The organism is Micromonospora sp. NPDC048894, from assembly GCF_040649765.1.
Lineage (GTDB): Bacteria > Actinomycetota > Actinomycetes > Mycobacteriales > Micromonosporaceae > Micromonospora > Micromonospora antibiotica.
The window spans coordinates 1-15,855 of the sequence record NZ_JBEZFY010000018.1 but is presented as its reverse complement, the minus strand read 5'-3'; the positions used below and the strand labels follow the sequence as shown (position 1 = coordinate 15,855).

12 protein-coding genes are annotated in these 15,855 nt (G+C 71.9%); 4 read left to right on the top strand and 8 right to left on the bottom strand.

Annotation, left to right across the window (positions count from 1 at the left end; all coding sequences use genetic code 11):
- Positions 1-68 precede the first annotated feature (68 nt).
- The gene (locus AB0C22_RS28090) at positions 69-3,104 is read right to left on the bottom strand and encodes a glycoside hydrolase family 9 protein (RefSeq protein WP_357537939.1); all 3,036 of its coding nucleotides are present in this window, start codon (positions 3,102-3,104) and stop codon (positions 69-71) included.
- 305 nt (positions 3,105-3,409) lie between these two features.
- Between AB0C22_RS28090 and AB0C22_RS28085 the strand changes: the two genes are divergently transcribed.
- Entirely contained in the window at positions 3,410-3,814 is a 405-nt protein-coding gene (locus tag AB0C22_RS28085) for a VOC family protein (protein WP_244253589.1), read from the top strand.
- A 144-nt stretch (positions 3,815-3,958) separates the two neighbouring features.
- On the opposite strand, the gene AB0C22_RS28080 is transcribed toward AB0C22_RS28085, so the two are convergent.
- Together AB0C22_RS28080 and AB0C22_RS28075 are read right to left on the bottom strand one after the other, a co-directional pair.
- Positions 3,959-5,116, bottom strand: a complete 1,158-nt coding sequence (locus tag AB0C22_RS28080; RefSeq protein WP_219468796.1) for a GNAT family N-acetyltransferase — start codon at positions 5,114-5,116, stop codon at positions 3,959-3,961.
- Positions 5,117-5,205: 89 nt separating this feature from the next.
- A complete protein-coding gene (locus AB0C22_RS28075; RefSeq protein WP_219468793.1) occupies positions 5,206-5,907 on the bottom strand; it encodes an amino acid-binding protein in 702 nt (233 codons plus the stop codon).
- Positions 5,908-6,058: 151 nt separating this feature from the next.
- Between AB0C22_RS28075 and AB0C22_RS28070 the strand changes: the two genes are divergently transcribed.
- A complete protein-coding gene (locus AB0C22_RS28070; protein WP_357538022.1) occupies positions 6,059-7,150 on the top strand; it encodes a phosphotransferase family protein in 1,092 nt (363 codons plus the stop codon).
- Positions 7,150-8,361 carry an acyl-CoA dehydrogenase family protein gene (locus AB0C22_RS28065; RefSeq protein ID WP_219468788.1) on the top strand — a complete coding sequence of 404 codons (1,212 nt, stop codon included), beginning with the start codon at positions 7,150-7,152 and terminating at the stop codon, positions 8,359-8,361. Before AB0C22_RS28070 ends, AB0C22_RS28065 begins: the two co-directional genes overlap by 1 nt.
- A 159-nt stretch (positions 8,362-8,520) precedes the next feature.
- On the opposite strand, the gene AB0C22_RS28060 is transcribed toward AB0C22_RS28065, so the two are convergent.
- The 5 genes from AB0C22_RS28060 to AB0C22_RS28040 form a co-directional block, all read right to left on the bottom strand.
- Positions 8,521-9,567 (bottom strand): LacI family DNA-binding transcriptional regulator, encoded by a 1,047-nt coding sequence (locus AB0C22_RS28060; protein ID WP_208570746.1) that lies wholly within the window; start codon positions 9,565-9,567, stop codon positions 8,521-8,523.
- A gap of 91 nt (positions 9,568-9,658) precedes the next feature.
- Entirely contained in the window at positions 9,659-11,092 is a 1,434-nt protein-coding gene (locus AB0C22_RS28055) for a GH1 family beta-glucosidase (RefSeq protein ID WP_219468786.1), read from the bottom strand.
- Positions 11,089-11,931, bottom strand: a complete 843-nt coding sequence (locus AB0C22_RS28050; RefSeq protein WP_204924033.1) for a carbohydrate ABC transporter permease — start codon at positions 11,929-11,931, stop codon at positions 11,089-11,091. Before AB0C22_RS28050 ends, AB0C22_RS28055 begins: the two co-directional genes overlap by 4 nt.
- Positions 11,932-11,941: 10 nt before the next feature.
- Positions 11,942-12,910: a sugar ABC transporter permease gene (locus AB0C22_RS28045; RefSeq protein WP_204924032.1), complete on the bottom strand. Its 969-nt coding sequence runs from the start codon at positions 12,908-12,910 to the stop codon at positions 11,942-11,944.
- Between the two features lie 115 nt (positions 12,911-13,025).
- On the bottom strand, positions 13,026-14,318 hold the full coding sequence (locus AB0C22_RS28040; RefSeq protein WP_219468783.1) for an extracellular solute-binding protein: 1,293 nt from the start codon (positions 14,316-14,318) through the stop codon (positions 13,026-13,028).
- A 543-nt stretch (positions 14,319-14,861) separates the two neighbouring features.
- On the opposite strand from AB0C22_RS28040, the gene AB0C22_RS28035 reads away from it, so the two are divergent.
- Positions 14,862-15,647, top strand: a complete 786-nt coding sequence (locus tag AB0C22_RS28035; RefSeq protein ID WP_357537936.1) for a pyrimidine reductase family protein — start codon at positions 14,862-14,864, stop codon at positions 15,645-15,647.
- The last annotated feature ends 208 nt before the right edge of the window (positions 15,648-15,855 follow it).

Sequence of the window (15,855 nt, the reverse complement as noted above, 5' to 3'; positions counted from 1 at the left end):
GCCGCGCCCGGCCCGACGAGACGTGGCCGGTCACCCAGGGTGCGGTGCCGGCCACGTCACGTCGATGATCAGGAGACCGTGCAGGCCGCCCCGTTGAGGGTGAAGGTGGTCGGCTTCGGGTTGCTGCCGGTGTGGGTGCCGTTGAACCCGATGCTGGTGGACGCGCCCGGGGCCAACGCCCCGTTGTAGCTCATGCTGGTCGCCGTCACCGCCGCCCCCGTCTGGGCGAACGTCGCCGACCAGCCCTGGCTGACCTTCTGACCGCTGGTCGGGAAGGTGAAGGCCAGGCTCCAACCGTTGAGCGCGGTCGTACCGGTGTTGGTGATGCTGATGCTGGCGGTGAAGCCGTTGGTCCAGTCGGTGGTGGTGTAACCGACCTTGCACGACGAGGCGGGCGTGGTCGGGGTCGGGGTGGGCGTCGGGGTGGAGGTCGGCGTCGGGGTCGGCGTCGAGGTGCCCGGCAGGGTCTGCACGGTGAGCGTCTTCGACGGGGTGGACGGGTTGCCGGCGGCGTCCACCGCCACCACGTAGAACCCGTACGACGTGTCCGGCGTCAGTCCGGTCACCTGCTGGGTGGTGCCGGGGCCCGTGCTGACGACGAGATGGGCCGGCCAGGACGTCTTGTAGACCCGGTAGCCGGTGACCCCGACGTTGTCGGTGGACGGCGTCCAGCTCAGGGTGACCCCGTTCGCGCCGATGTTCGACGCGGTCGGGGTGCCGGGCGGGGTCGGACCGCTGGTGTCCGAACCGGTGCCCGCCGGGGTGGCCACCGCGAGCGCCGACGACCACAACGAGCTGTTGCCGGCACCGTCGCGGGCCAGGACCGAGAACCGGTAGTTGCTGGCGGGCGAGAGCGTGGTCAGGGTCAGGCTGTTGGTGGTGGTGCGGAAGGAGGAGCGCACGTCGCTGCCGACCGGCTCCATGGCGACGTCGTAGCCGGCCACGCCGCTGCCACCGGTGTCGGTGGACGCGGGCCAGGTCAGCGTCAGGCCGGTGGGCGTGATCGCGGAGGCGACGGGGGTGCCGGGGACGGTGGGCGGGGTGGTGTCGGTCGGCGTCGAGGTCGGCTCGTCACCCCAGACCCGGGTGGTCCCGGCGTACAGCGGCACCTTCGGGTTCGGGCCGGCGGTGGCCTGGTACGACGGGTCGTTGGTCGGATCCCAGGTACCACCCTCCGGTACGCCGATCTTGAACTGCACCTCCATCCGGTGCTGCGACTGCCCGGCCGGGGCGATCGTGTAGCCGGTGCAGTCCACCTCGACGTACCAGATGTCGCCGGAGAGCTGCTTGGCGGTCGACGGCGACGGGCACCCCTGGGTGTAGCCGGGGGTGACCTGCACGGCGGTGCTGCCCTCGGGCCGGAAGTAGTAACGGAACTTCCCGTTGGTCAGCGCCCGCGCCGGGAACGCCGACTTGTTGTAGACGACCGCCTTGAGCCCGGTCGCCCGGGGCTCGGCCTGCATCACCGTGGTCTCCACGGTCAGCTCGGCGATGTCCGGGGTCTCCGCGGTGGGGAAGTTGGCGAGCGGGGTGCCGCCGTACTCGGAGGAGAGCCGGGCCAGCGCGGAGGTGAAACCGGCGTTGTAGTCGGTGGCCACCTCGTTCATCACGTAGTCCGACCGGCTGTCGGAGTAGGCGTCGTTGGCCGCCGACGGGCCGCCGACCAGCGCGCCGTAGAGCACGTGCCGGGTCTCGACCGGCACCGTCTGGCTGTCCCACCAGGAACCGTGGGCGGTGCGGTGGTGCGGGTTCTTCGGCGCGTTGGCGCCGAAGCCGATCATGTAGCTGGACTTGCGCGGGTTGTCGCCGAGCGCGTAGTTGACCTGCCGGACGGCGAAGTCGTGGAACCGGGCCTTGCGGGTGGCGTCGGTGGTCTTGTCGCTGTAGACCAGCGCCGCGAAGCTGGTGTTCGCCGCGTACCGCAGCGCGCCCCAGGAGTCGAGGACGGCCATCCCGCCCGGCGAGTAGGGCACCTTCTGGCCGTTGACGCCGACCGTCCAGTAATCGAGCCACCGGTTGGCGTCGTCGACGTACTTCTGCTTGCCGGTCAGGTTGGCCAGCAGCACGTACGCCCCGAACTGCTTGTTGTCCCAGGCGAGGGTCCACTTGTAGGACCGGGTGGTGGACTGCGGCTCGGTGCCGAGCTTGTCGTACTCGCTCTCGGCCTTGGCCAGGTAGGTCGCGTCGCCGGTGGCCCGGTGCAGCCAGATCGCCCCCCAGACCAGTTCGTCGGTGTAGCCGCTCCACGACTTGTAGAAGCTCGTCGCGTCGGTGATGCACTCGTGGTAGCTCTTACGCACCGTGTCGGCGAACGTGTAGAGCTGCTTGGCATGGGTGAGCAGCTTGTCGGCGTAGGCGGCGTCGGTGGGCCGGAACACCATCGACGACGCGGCCATCGCCGCCGCCGTCTCCCCCGCCAGGTCCGCACCCCCACAGCTCGCATCGATCTTGTACGCGGGCCGCGCCATCGGCAGCACCTCGGCCGGACCCCACCACTTGTGGTCGTCGTCGCCCTTGCCGACCTGCCCGTAGAGCACGTTGGCCGAGGGGTGCGCCTTGATGAAGTAGTCGTTGACGAAGCGCAGGTTGTTCAACAGCGGGGTGAGCTGCCCTGAGGCGACGTACCCGTCGCGGTACTCGACCGCACCCCAGGCGAGCATGGTGGCGCTGAACGCCATCGGAAAGCCGAACTTCACGTGGTCACCGGCGTCGTACCAGCCGCCGGTGAGGTCCACCCCGACGTCCGCCCCGTCGGTCAGCGCGGAGTCGCCCCGCCAGGAGACCCGGTTCCAGGACGGCTTCTTGCCGGACTGCTGCGCCTCGTAGAACAGCAACGACTTCTGCAGCGCCTCGGGGTAGTTGAACATGCCGGTGCCGGCGGCCTCGGCAGCCGTGGTGCGCTCGGCAGCCGCGCGCTCGGCAGCGGCGGGAGCGGCCCCGGCGGCAGCGGCGCGCTCGGCCCCAGCGGGAGCGGCGCCGGCGGTGAGCGGGAGGGCGCTGACGGCGAGGGCCAGCCCGCTGGTCAGGGCGACACCGGTGGCGAACAGGCGGCGGAGCCGAGGTCGGCCCCCGCCCGACCGGCCCGGCCGGTTCGGGTGCTGCATGGCGAAACTCCTGTCGGTGGTGCCTCCGGCGGCGCCCACCGGACGCGGGGACGGGGGCGTCGCGGGTGGTGAGCGCCGCCGGAGGCGGGTGGTGGTGAGAGAACCGAAGGAGTCGCGGGAGCGCTCCCATGGATGTGCGCCAATGTAATCGTTCGGTCATCGGTTTGTGAAGGGGCCAACCCCCACGACACCCGGAAGAGCCCGCGGAAAACACGCAGGGCGCGGAGGGACGGGGCGGGGGTGCGGAGTTGGGGGCGGGGGATGTTCGTACCGGGGCTGGGCGTCGACGTGACTAGCCTGGATCGATGTCGATGATCGAACAGGTGTCGTTGGGGGTGACCGACGACCGTCGCGCCGGCCGGTTCTGGGCCGAGGCGCTGGGTTACGTCCGTCGCCCACCCCGCTACCCGGCAGACGAGTGGATCGTCCTGGAGCCGCCGCCGGGTACCACGGGGGTGGCGCTGGCCATGGACGTCAGCGAGAGCCCGGTGGCGGAGTTTCCCCGTATCCACCTCGACCTGCACGCGGGTGACCGGGACCTCGACGACGAGGTGGACCGGCTGCTCGGGCTGGGTGCCGACCGGGTCGACTGGCCGCACTATCCTGCCGTACCGGAACCCGGCCAGCTACCGTACGTCGTGCTCGCCGACACCGAGGGGAACCGGTTCTGCGTCTCGGGGCACCGCCGGGCGGGCACCTTCTTCGGCTGATCCGGGGCATCGCGCCGGACATGGGCAGGGCCCCCGCACCGGGGGCCCTGCCTGTGCACCGTCCCCCGCATCGGAGTTCGGCCTTGCACCGGGAGGAATGCCCCCCGCCCGGTGCCGTACGGGTCGTCTCGATGGTCGGTGGGGTCAGCAGATCCCACCGTTCGTGCTGGTCGGCCGGGTGCCGCCCACGCTCGTGCTGGGGCGCGGGATTCCGCCGGTGACCGGGACGCCGGTCGCTGGAACGCCGGCCAGCGGGACGCCGGTCGCCGGTACGCCGGCCAGCGGGACGGTGACGGTGAGCACGGTGCCGTCCCGCTCGACCGTCGCGGGCCGGCCCAGCCGGGCCAGTGTCCGCACCATCGGCGTGTTTTCGGCCTGGGTGTGCAGGACCAGCGCCGCGTAGCCGGCCCGCTCGCCGTGGGTCAGCAGCCGACGCAGCAGCGCGGTGCCCAGACCACGTCGCTGCCAGTCGTCGCGGACCAGCAGCGCCACCTCCGCCTCGTCGCCCTCGGCGAGCAGGTTGGCCAGCGCGACGACCGACTCCGCCGCCCCGTCGGAGCCGGTCGTCGTGGCCACCAGGGTCAGCCCCCGGGCTGGTTCCAGCAGGCGGCGCAGCCGGGTCGGCGAGGGCAGCGCCGCGCCGCTCAGATACCGCCGTTGCCGGCTCCGCGCCGAGCACCCCTCGTGCAGCTCCAGCACCCCGGCCAGGTCGTCGGCGGTCGCTGGCCGGAGGGACAGTTCCGCCCCGTCGGGCAGCACCAGGGTCACCCGGTCGGCTTCCCGCCGGGCCACCGCCGCCGCCAACTCCACCAGCGCCTGCGCCCGCGCGTATTCCGCCGGGGTGAAGCTGGGTGCCTGCCGGCGCAGTTCGTAGGAGCCGCCGGTCGGGTCGGTCAGCAGCATGGTCGTGGTGCCCACCGCGTCGTGCCCGGTGGCGGACGTCGGTCGCCAGGTCACCTCGTCCGCGCCGAGGGTGGCCCGGAGCACCTCACCGGCCTGTTCCGGGTCGCCGACCAACCGGGTGGCCAGGCCGAGCACCCGGGTCGGCTGGTCGGCCAGGCCACGCGCCTCGCTGCGCGCCACCCAGCAGTTGCGACCCCGGCCCCGCTCGACGGCGGCGATCAGGTCCGCCTCGTCGAGCGCGTCCGGCGCGTCGACGAGGAAGTCGTCCACCGCACCGACCTCGGTGGTGTGCACCTGCACGGTGAGGATGTTGACTCCTCGCAGCGCGAGACTCGCGGTGAGGACCGACAGGTAACCCGGCCGGTCGTCCACGGTCGCCCTGACTCGCCACAGCGCCATGCCCACTCCCTTCCCCACCACGAAGCCTGCCCGGGGCCTGTTGCCGTGGCGTTGCCCGGTGGTGTCGCACCGGCAACCGTTCGCCCAGGTCAGGTGACGGTGGTCACCGACCGCGGGCCGACCAGGTCGAGCCGGTCCCCGAGGATCACCGCGCTGGCCCGGACCAACTGGGCGAGCCGGTCGACCTCGGTGGCGTGGAACCCGGCGGCGGTCAACGGCTCGGTGTGGTCCCGGGCCACCACCAGCACCAGCCCGGCCCGGCCGAACGGCGCGATCGCGTAGTGCGTGCCGTCGGCCATGGTCAGGGTGCGGGCCCGCAGCGGGGTCACCTCGGGCAGCCGGGGCGGCTCCGGGGCACGCCAGCTGGCGTGCCCGACGGTGGCCGTCCCCGCGCCGGCCCGCGAGGCCCAGTCCAGCGGTACGACGGCCGCCACCGCCCAGTCTGCGGCGAGCAGCCCCGGTACCGCGTCGACCAGGGTGGCCACCCCGTCGGTGGGGTTCGCCGCCACCTGGGCGAGTAGTTCGGCGTCCTGACCGGTGGTGGTCGGTGCCCCGATCGCCCGCCACACCCCGTCGACGCGCACCCCGGGGATGGCGGCGAGACCGGCGAGCAGGCCCTCGACCCGGGCGGCACCCGGCCAGACCACGGTGAAGTCGTCGACCGCGCGGCCACCGAGCCGCTCCAGCACCACGACCTGGACGATGTCGGCACCGGAGACGCCGAGCGTACGGGCCACCTGGCCGAGTGTCCCGGGGCGGTCCGGCAGGGTCACCCGAACTCTCAGCAACATGTCAGTCCCTCCGCTCGGCGGGCCGGCCACACAGGGCCGGCAGGCTGTTGCCAGCCTGCCGGTTGACCATTTCGCCCCTGTTGCCGTGGCATGTCCCCGGCGGAAAATGGCTGACCTTGACAACCCGGCTGACCTGCCCTCAACTATTCGGATGACCGAGCCGGCCGTCGACGCGTCCCCCGGCAGCCGGCCCGGGCCGCCGTACGCCGCGCCACCGGGGCTGGACCTCGACCGGTTGCACGGCTGGCTGGTCGCGCACCGGCCGGAGCTGGTGGCCGACGGGCCGCTGCGGGCCACCCTGATCACCGGCGGCAAGTCCAACCTGACCTACCTGCTGCACTGCGGCGGACGCGAGGTGGTGCTGCGCCGCCCCCCGCTGGGGCACGTGCTGGCCACCGCGCACGACATGGCCCGCGAGCACCGGGTGATCGCCGCGCTCGCACCGACCGCCGTGCCGGTGCCCGAGGCGCTGCTGCTCTGCGCCGACCCGGCGGTGATCGGCGCACCGTTCTATCTGATGCAGCGGGTGCCGGGCGAGGTGCTGCGCACCCGGGCGCAGACCGATCCGCTCACCGACGGCCAGCGCCGCGACCTGGCCTGGGCGATGATGGACACCCTCGCCGCGCTGCACACCGTCGACCCGGCCGAGGTGGGGCTGGCCGACTTCGGTCGTCCCGAGGGCTACCTGGGCCGGCAGGTGCGGCGCTGGGCCGGCCAGCTCGACCGGTCCCGCAGCCGGGAGTTGCCCGGGGTGGACGAGTTACGCGACGCGCTGGCCGCCTCGGTGCCCGAGGGCGTCAACGCCGGTCGGATCGTGCACGGCGACTACCGGCTGGACAATCTGCTCACCGCGGTCGACCCGGTGTCGGTGCGGGCGGTGCTGGACTGGGAGATGGCCACCCTGGGTGACCCGCTGGCCGACCTGGGGCTGCTGCTGACGTACTGGGACGTGCTCGGCGACAGTGATCTCGCCGAGGGCAACCCGGTCGCCGACGGGCTCGGCCCGCGCGCGGGTTTCCCCACCGGCGGCGAGCTGATCGACCGGTACGCCGGGCGCAGCGACGTCGACGTGGGGCCGCTGCACTGGCACCTGGCCCTCGGCTGTTTCAAGCTCGCGGTGATCTGCGAGGGCATCCACTACCGGCACACCCTGGGGCAGACCCTCGGCGGTGGGTTCGACCGGATCGGCGAGATGGTGCCGCCGCTGGTCGAGCACGGTCTGCGCGCGGTCGGGGGGAACTGATGGACTTCGGGTACGACGAGCGCACCGTCGAGCTGCGGGAGCGGCTCGGCGCGTTCCTGGACGAGTGCGTCCTGCCGGCCGAGCCGGTGCACGCCGCACAGGTCGCGGCGGCGGGTGACCCGTGGGCCCGGCCCCCGGTGCTCGACGAGCTGAAGGCCGAGGCCCGCCGTCGCGGCCTGTGGAACCTCTTCCTGCCCGATCCGCGCTACGGCGCCGGGCTGACCAACCTGCAGTACGCCCCGCTCGCCGAGCTGACCGGGCGCAGCCCGCACCTGGCCCCCGAGGCGGTCAACTGCGCCGCCCCGGACACCGGCAACATGGAGCTGCTGGCCGAGTTCGGCTCCGAGGCGCACCGCGACAGGTGGCTCGCCCCGCTGCTGGCCGGCGAGATCCGTTCGGCGTTCTGCATGACCGAGCCGGAGGTGGCCTCGTCCGACGCCACCAACATCGCCACCCGGATCGTCCGGGACGGCGACCACTACGTGGTCAACGGGCGCAAGTGGTGGTCGTCCGGGGCGATGGACCCCCGGTGTGGGTTGTTCATCGTGATGGGCAAGACCGACCCCACCGCCGACCGGCACCGTCAGCAGAGCATGGTGCTGGTGCCCCGGGACACCCCGGGGGTGCACGTCCGGCGGGGCATGACGGTCTTCGGTTACTCCGACGCCCCGCACGGCGGGCACGCGGAGATCGACTTCGTCGACGTCCGGGTGCCGGCGGAGAACCTGGTCGGTGGCGAGGGGGCCGGGTTCGCCATCGCCCAGGCCCGGCTCGGTCCGGGCCGCATCCACCACTGCATGCGGCTGGTCGGGATGGCCGAGCGGGCCCTGGAGCTGCTCTGCCGGCGGGCCAACGAGCGGATCGCGTTCGGCCGGCCGCTGGCCGAGCAGGGGGTGGTCCGGGAGTGGATCGCCGAGTCCCGGGTGCGGATCGAGCAGGCCCGGCTGCTGGTGCTCAAGACCGCCTGGCTGATGGACACCGTCGGCAACCGGGGCGCACACACCGAGATCCAGGCCATCAAGATCGCCACGCCGGCGATGGCCGAGTGGGTGATCGACAAGGCGATCCAGGGGTACGGCGGCGCCGGGGTCAGCCAGGACACCCCGCTCGCCGGGCTCTGGGCCCAGGCCCGCACCCTGCGGCTCGCCGACGGCCCCGACGAGGTGCACCGCTCGTCCCTGGCCAAGCGGGAGCTGCGCCGCTGGTCCTGAGCCTGCGCCTGCGCCGCCGGCCGTCGGCCCGGATCGGGAGCGGGCCACCAGCCGCACAGCGCGGCTGCCCGTGCCGCACGGCGGGTGCCGCCTGCGGCGAACCGTGCCATCGCCGGTCAGGCACGGCCCCGGGGTGGAGGCCGGAACTGTCGAAGCGCTTCAGGTGGAGGCACGCTGGATGAGCTCGGTGTCCAGCAGGATGTGCGGGGTGGGGATCTCGTCACCCCGGATGCGGGCCACCAGCAGCCGGGCCATCTGCCGGCCCATCTCCTCCACCGGCTGGAAGACCGTGGTCAGCGGCGGGTCGGCCTGCTGGGCGACCGGGGAGTCGTCGAAACCGATGATCGCGACGTCCTCGGGCACCCGGCGACCCGACTCACGCAGGGTCCGCAGCGCGCCGAACGCCATCAGGTCGGAGGCGACGAAGACCGCGTCCAACTCGGGGCAGGCGTCCAGCAGCCGGCGCATGCACGCCGCGCCGCTGCCCTCGCTGAAGTCCCCGTAGGCGATCATGCGCGGGTCGAGCCCGCCGATGGTGGACTCCACCGCCTCCCGGTAGCCCACCAGGCGGGCCAGGCCGGCGCCCATGTCCTGCGGGCCGGCGATGGTGGCGATCCGGCGTCGGCCCCGCCGGGCCAGGTGCTGCACCGCGTTGCGGGCCCCACCGACATTGTCGACGTCGACGAACCAGGACGGCCGTGCCCCGGGGCGCAGCATCCGAGCCGGCCGACCGCCGAGCACGGTGGGCAGGTCGCGCTCCTCCAGCAGGGTGGGCAGCGGGTCGGAGTCGTGCAGCGACAGCAGCAGCACCCCGTCGACGTGCTGGTTGGTCAGGTGGTTCTCGACCCGTTCCCGTTCGATCGGGGACTGCACCATGGCGAGCCAGAGTTGCAGCGGCGTCTCCAGCAGGCCGGAGCTGACGCCCCGGACGATGCCGGCGAAGAACGGTTCGGTGAAGACCCGCTCCCCCGACTCGGAGACCACCAGGGCCACCGAGTCGGTGCGCTGGGTGACCAGTGCCCGTGCCGCCCGGTTCGGGACGTACCCCAGCTCGGCGATGGCCTGTTGGACGGCGGCCCGGGCCTCCGGGCTGACCTGGGGTGAACCGTTGACCACCCGGGAGACCGTGCCCCGCCCGACACCCGCGCGGGCGGCGACCGCGTCGAGGGTCGGGCGCCCGAGTGACCGGGTGCGTTGCGTTGTCATCGTCTCTCCTCCGACGTCGGACGGTCCCCGCCGTCCGCCCCCGGGGGCGGGCGGCGCGGCGGGGCCGTCCGGAATGCTGGCTGGCCTCTGCCTATTGTGCGGCCAGACCGTTGCGTCGGATCACCTCGGCGTACCACCTGGCGCTGGACTTGGGGATACGGGCCTGGGTGTCGTAGTCGATCCAGACCATCCCGAAGCGCTTGGTGTAACCCCAGGCCCACTCGAAATTATCCATCAGCGACCACGCGAAGTAGCCCCGCAGGGGCACTCCCGCGCCGATCGCCTCGTGGGATGCCCGCAGGTGTGCGTCGAAGTAGGCCAACCGGTCGACGTCGTCGACCCGACCGTCCTGCACGGTGTCGACGAACGCCGAGCCGTTCTCGGTGACGTAGAGCGGCAGGTCGGTGTACTCCTCGTGGACCCGCCGCAGCGTCTCCACGAGGCCCGGGGCGTCGATCTCCCAGTCCATGTCGGTGACCGGGACACCCCGGGTGACGAACCGGACGTCCTCGCTGCCCGGCCAGCAGGACGGTGCCCGCCAGTACTTCTCCGGCTCCTCACCGGCGACCGGGGCGGCCACCACGTGCCGGCTGTAGTAGTTGACGCCGACCAGGTCCAACGGGGTGGAGATGATCTCCAGATCGCCGTCCCGGACGTGTCCGAAGTCGGTCACCTCGGCCAGGTCGGCGGTCAGGTCCGCCGGGTACGACCCGCGCAGCAGCGGGTCGAGGAAGAACCGGTTGGCCAACCCGTCGATCCGGCGGGCGGCGTCGACGTCGGCGGGCGCGTCGCTGGCCGGGGTCACCGGGTAGAGGTTGACCGTGACGCCGAGCTGGGCCTGCGGCAGCTTGGCCCGCAGGGCCTGCACGGCGAGCCCGTGACCGAGCATGAGGTGGTGCCCGGCCCGGACCGAGTCCGCCCCGTCGGAACGCCCGGGGGCGTGCGCCCCGGAGCCGTAGCCGAGGAACGCCGAGCACCACGGCTCGTTGAGGGTGGTCCAGTACGTCACCCGGTCACCGACGGCGTCCGCGACCAGGGACGCGTAGTCGGCGAACCGACCGGCGGTGTCCCGGGCCGGCCAGCCGCCCGCGTCCTCCAGCGGCTGGGGCAGGTCCCAGTGGTAGAGGGTGAGCCACGGCTCGATGCCGTTGGCCAGCAGCTCGTCGATCAGCCGCCGGTAGAAGTCCAGACCCTGCTGGTTGGCGCCGCCGGTGCCGCCGGGCTGCACCCGCGGCCAGGAGACCGAGAACCGGTACGACTTGAGGCCCAGCTCGGCCATCATCCGGACGTCGTCGGGCATCCGGTGGTAATGGTCGCAGGCCACGTCCCCGGTGTGCCCGGAAACCACCCGCCCTTCGGTGTGACTGAACGTGTCCCAGATCGACGGGGTCCGGCCGCCCTCGGCGGCGGCCCCCTCGATCTGGTACGCGGCGGTCGCCGCGCCCCACAGGAAGCCGGGCGGGAAGGTCAGTTCCGGCCCCTGGTCGAGTACGCCGACAGCGGGCGGGTGGGTCGGGTTGCTCACGACTTGACGGCGCCTTCCATGATGCCGCCGATGATCTGGCGGCCGAACACGATGAACACGATCACCAGGGGCACGGTGCCGATGGCGGTCGCGGCGAACACCTGCGAGTAGTCGGTGTAGTAGGCGTAGGACAGGAACGCCAGCGACACCTGCAGGGTCGGGTTCTCGGGGGTGAGCACGGCGTACGGCCAGAGGTAGGAGTTCCAGGTCTCCATGAAGGTGAGCAGGCCGAGCACGGCGGCGGCGGGGCGCAGCGCCGGCAGCACGATGTTCCAGAAGATCCGGAAGGTGCTGGCGCCGTCGACCCGGCCGGCCTCGATCAGCTCGTCGGAGATGGCCTGGATGGCGTACTGCCGCATCATGAACACGCCGAATGCGCTGACCAGGAAGGGCACGGTCACCGCGTAGAGGGTGTCGTACCAGCCGAGGTCCTGGATCATGCCCCAGAGCGGGATCAGGCCGAGCTGGGTCGGGATCATCATGGTCACGATGATCGTCAGCAGCAGGGCGTTGCGGCCCCGGAACCGCAGCTTGGCGAAGGCGAACCCGGCCAGCGACCCGGTGATCACCACCGAGACGGTGACCACGGCGGAGACGATCACCGAGTTGAGCAGGCCGGTGAGGAAGTTCGCCGCGTCGTTGTCGAGCACCCGGCCGAAGTTCGCGCCGAACTCGCCGGCCGGGGTGAACGGCGGCGGCACGTCGTTGATCTGGTCGAGGCTACGGGTGGCGATGACCACCATGTAGTAGAAGGGGTACACCGAGAAGAGCACCGCGACGACGAGCGCGATGTAGAGCAGCGGACTGGTGCGCCAGAGGCGCTGGGATGCCTTGTTCACGGCGCGGTCCTCACTTCACCGAACGGCGGACGAGCAGGAAGTTCACCAGCGAGACCAGGGCGATCATGACGAACATGGCCCAGGCCACCGCTGCGCCGTAGCCGGCGGAGCTGAGGTTCTCGATGCCGAGTTCGTACATGTACATCGCCAGGGTCTGGAACTCGCGCTGGTCGCCACCGATGATGTTGCCGTTGCCGAAGACCAGCGGCTCGGTGAAGAGCTGGAGCCCACCGATGGTGGACAGGGTGACCACGAAGACGAAGGTGGGGGTCAGCATCGGCAGGGTGATCCGCCAGAACTGCTTCCACTGGTTGGCGCCGTCGATCGCGGCGGCCTCGTAGAGGTCCTTCGGGATGGCCTGCATGCCGGCCAGCAGGATCAGCGTGTTGTAGCCGGTCCACCGCCAGTTGACCATGGAGGCGATGGCCGTCCAGGAGCTCCACTTCTGGGCGTCCCAGTCGACCGCGTCGACGCCGACCAGGCTGAGCACCCAGTTGATCAGACCGAAGTCGCGCTGGAAGAGCATCCCGAAGACGATCGCCACCGCGGCGACGGAGACCACGTTGGGCATGAAGATGGCCATCCGGAACAGCGTCCGGGCCCGCAGGAAGGTGCGGTTGAGCATGGTGGCCAGGAAGAGTGCCAGGAGCAACTGCGGGATCGTCGACAGGATGAAGATGCCGAACGTGTTGATCGTGGCGTTCCAGAAGTATTCGTCGGTGAACAGCCGGGTGTAGTTGTCGAACCCGATGAAGCTGTGGTCACCGATGAGGTCCCAGTCGTGCAGCGACATCCACGCGGTCCGCAGCATCGGGTAGAACCCGAAGATGCCGAAGATCACGAAGAACGGCGCGATGTAGAGGTAGGGCGAGAGCTTCAGGTCGAGGCGGTTCAGGGTGATCGCCCGGCTGCGCCGCCGGGGAGGTGTGGGGGGTGGTGCGCTGGGCGACGGCGGCGCCGTCGTGGCCGAGAGGCTCATGCGGGGTCCTTTCCCGGCTCCGGCGGGGCCGGTGAGGCGGGCGGTACGTGGAACGGGACGCCATTGGTGGCGCCCGGGACATGCCCGGACGCCACCGCCGGTGGTGGTGCAGTGATCAGAAGGCGCCCTGGGTCTTGGCGTCCTTGAGGAACTGCTCCCAGGCCTTGTCCTTGGGGGACTGCCCGTTCTCGTACGAGCGCAGGGCCGGCTCGAACGCGTTCTCCTTGATCGCCTGGTGCTTCGGGCCGAGGTGCAGCGGCTGGATCTTCTCGACGCTCTCACCGAAGATCTTGCCGGTCGGGGCACCGCTGAAGTACTCGTTGGTGTAGCTGGTGAAGTCCGGGTTCTTCAGCGCCTCGAGGTTGGTCGGCAGCGGGCCCTTGAGCTTGAACGCCTCGACCTGGCTCTTGGCGTTGGTCAGGTACTCGGCGAGCTTCGCCGCCTCCTTCGGGAACTTGCTCTGGGCCGGCACGGCCAGCCACGAGCCGCCCCAGTTGCCCGCGCCGCCGGGAACCGGCGCCACGTCCCACTTGCCCTTGTTCTCCGGGCCGGAGTTGTCGGCGACGATACCGAGCATCCACGACGGGCAGAAGGTGGCCGCGAAGGTGCCCTGCTTGAAGCCGGCCGACCACTCGGGCGACCAGGTGGCGCTCTTCGAGGAGATCTTCGCGTCGGCCATCGCGACCGAGGTCTCCCAGGCGGTCTTCACGGCCGCGCTCTTGTCGGCGACGACGTTGTCTTCCTTGTCGTAGAAGAGGTCACCGCCCTGCTGCACCATGACCGCGCTGGCCGCGGTGGTGACCGAGTCGATCAGGCCCTTGTTGGTGGCCGCGCGGTACTTCTTGCCGGTCTCGATGAAGGCGTTCCAGTCCGGCCAGAGCGCGGCCACCTGGTCCCGCTCGGTCGGCAGCTTGGCCGCGGCGAACAGGTCCTTGCGGTAGCAGACCGCGAGGCTGCCGACGTCGGTGGGCAGGCCGATCAGCCGCCCGTCCGCCGCCTTGCCCAGCTCCCACTTCCACGGCAGGTATTCCTTGCTGTGGTCGGCAATCAGCGGCGCCAGGTCGGCCCAGTTGGCCGGGTTGGTCTTGAACTCGTTGAGGATGCCCTCTTCGAGCGCGGTGACGTCCGCGGCGCCCTTACCGGTGGCGAGCGCCCGGACCACCTTCGGCCGGTACTCGTTGAGCTGCGCGGTCTTGCGCAGCTCGACCTTGATGCCGGTGTCCTTCTCGTACTGCTTGATGATCTCGTCGTATCCGAACTCGCCGAAGGTGTCGACGACCAGCTTGCTGGGCTTGCCGCCGGATTCCTTGGCCTCATCGTCCTTGCCGCAGGCCGCGAGACCGCCGATGGCGGTGACCGCGGCCAGGGCGGCGACCGCGAAACGGTTACGCCGCGTGGTGACGCTCATCCTGACCCCTTTTCGATGGTGAGGCTGGGTTGGTGTGGTGGGGGTGCCGTTGCATGTCCCGGGCCGGTCCGACGTCTGCCGCCGGTCCGTCGGAGGTGGCCGCGGGTGATCCGCACCACGCCCTTGGGAACGCTCCCATGAGATTGCCGGGAGGTGTCGGGGGTGTCAATAGACCGTTGGGAGCGTTCCCAGATCGTTACCAGGTATCGCGTTTATGCCCCTCCACCACCGGGACGCAGGTCGCCGGACGTGGCGCAGCGGGCTGGTCGCCCCGACCCGCTCGGGCGACGACGGGGCCGGCCGGAAGAGCAGCCACCGGGGGCCCGCACCGGCCGCCCGATCGGTGTGCCGACCCGGCGCGGACACCTTCGGCGGCAAGAGCCGAGGGTGGCCGGCAGCCGCCCGCCCCACCGCATAGGCTGCCCGCATGATCTGCCGAGCGTGCCGGCAGCGCAGGCACGACGACTGCCCCGGCCGGACGTGGTGCGACTGCCAGCACCGTACCCCCGCGCCCACCCCCGTGGTCACCGGTCCGGCCGGCGAATGAGCGACGAGATCCCGATCCGGCGGATCTGGCCCGCGCCGGCCACCGGTCCGCTGGACGACGCCGCGCTGACCGCGCTCTACGCCCGCGCCGACACCCCCCGGCTCCGGGTCAACTTCGTCGCCAGCGCCGACGGCGCGGTCACCCTGGACGGTTACTCCGCCGGGCTGTCCGGCGCCCCGGACAAGCGGGTCTTCGGTCTGCTCCGGATGCTCTGCGACGGGCTGCTGGTGGCTGCCGGCACGCTGCGGCACGAGGGCTACCGGGCGATCCGGCTGAGTGCGCCACGGCGGGCCTGGCGACGCGCGCAGGGCCTGGCCGAGTACCCCACGCTGGCGGTCGTCTCCGGGTCGCTGCGGCTCGACCCGGCGCAGGCCGCCTTCGCCGACGCCCCGGTGCGCCCGGTGGTGCTGACCACCGAGACGGCCGTCGCACCGCCCGGCCTCACCGACGCCGTCGACCTGGTGCGGGTCGGCCGGGACACCGTCGATCTCGCCGCCGGCCTGGCCGCGCTGCGTCGACGCGGACTGGGGCAACTGCTCTGCGAGGGTGGTCCGCACCTGTTCGGCGCGCTCACCGCGGCCGACCTCGTCGACGAACTCTGCCTGACCGTCGCCCCGCTGTTGGCCGGGGCCGGCCCGGGGCGGATCACCGCCGGACCGCACAGCCCGCCCCGACCGCTGCCGCTGCGGCACACGCTGGCCGCCGGGGACGGCGTGCTCATGCTGCGCTACGCCCGCGACCCGGCGGACACGCCGTCCGCCGGGGCCGCACCCGCCGGCTGAGGCCGGCACCCTGCGGCGGTCCGCCGGGCGCGCGCCGCCCGACACCACAGGCAGCCGGGGGTACGCCGCCGAGTCCGGCCCGGGTGCGACGGCCCGGCCGGTCGACCGGCGGGGCGGGACCCGCACGACACGGGGCGCACCGGCAGCGGGGCACCGGCTACCGGGTGTACGACGTGGCCGAGTGGCGGGCGGCGCAGGTGGTGGCGCT